This window comes from Winogradskyella costae, from assembly GCF_013403865.1.
GTDB lineage: Bacteria > Bacteroidota > Bacteroidia > Flavobacteriales > Flavobacteriaceae > Winogradskyella > Winogradskyella costae.
Genome location: NZ_JABFDK010000043.1, coordinates 1 through 900, shown reverse-complemented (window position 1 = coordinate 900; position 900 = coordinate 1). Strand labels below are relative to the sequence as shown.

The 900-nt window shown below is 34.2% G+C and carries 1 protein-coding gene; it reads right to left on the bottom strand.

Annotated features, from left to right (window positions below):
- Positions 1–899: IS110 family RNA-guided transposase (locus HM986_RS17600; RefSeq protein ID WP_317167410.1), on the bottom strand; the 899-nt coding region annotated here is incomplete at its 3' end.
- Position 900 lies beyond the last annotated feature (1 nt).

The window sequence follows — 900 nt, the reverse complement described above, 5'->3', positions numbered from 1 at the left end:
CCTGATTTAGCGATTGCAAAGGCCTGTTTTAATAGTTTATTACATACTGCAATTAATGCTAATTTTTTGCTCTTTCCTTTGGCTACGATTCGCTCATAAAGATCTCGACAAGCTTTGTTGTATTTGCAAGCATTAAAACTGCACATAAATAATAAATTTCTCAGCTTTTGGTTTCCCATTTTACTGATTCGTGGTCGCCCTTTTACACTACTTCCACTTTGTCTAATCACTGGTGTTAAACCAGCATAACTACATAATTCACTAGCACTTGTAAATCGATCAAAGCCACCTGTTAATACTACTAACATTATGGCTGTTTTGGGACCGATACCAGGAATGGTTTTTAAACGGGTAAACAAATCTTGATGCGATTGTTTTACTAAAATTAACAGCTTATCCTCCAACGTTTTTATCTCTTTTGTTAGTTGTCTTAAGCTACGTTTTAAAGACGTAACAACAAGCTTACTGGGATTTCCCAAAACCGATTCACCATGTAGTTTGTTTTTTAGCATAGTGCTTTGTTTTGTATACACAGAAAGAGTTCTAACGATTTGAAGACATGCTATTTCTTCTTTGGAATTGCCTTGCCACAGCTTTAATTCTACTTGCTCAGCGTAAGCACAAATAAGTTTAGAATCGCTCTTATCTGTCTTAACTTTCGATAGTTTCATCTGTATGAAACGTTTCACTGACAATGGATTCTCTACTGATACTTTTATACCCGATTCTAGCAAATGATACGCTAACTGATAATGATAATAGCCTGTAGCTTCCATAACGCAATAGCTCTTATTATTTAAAAGTTTCGTGAACTTTTTAAAGCCAAATTCATTGTTTTTAAACTGATAATAATTACCATCAGAATCGGTGACATCGAAAACTAAATGACTAATGTCAATT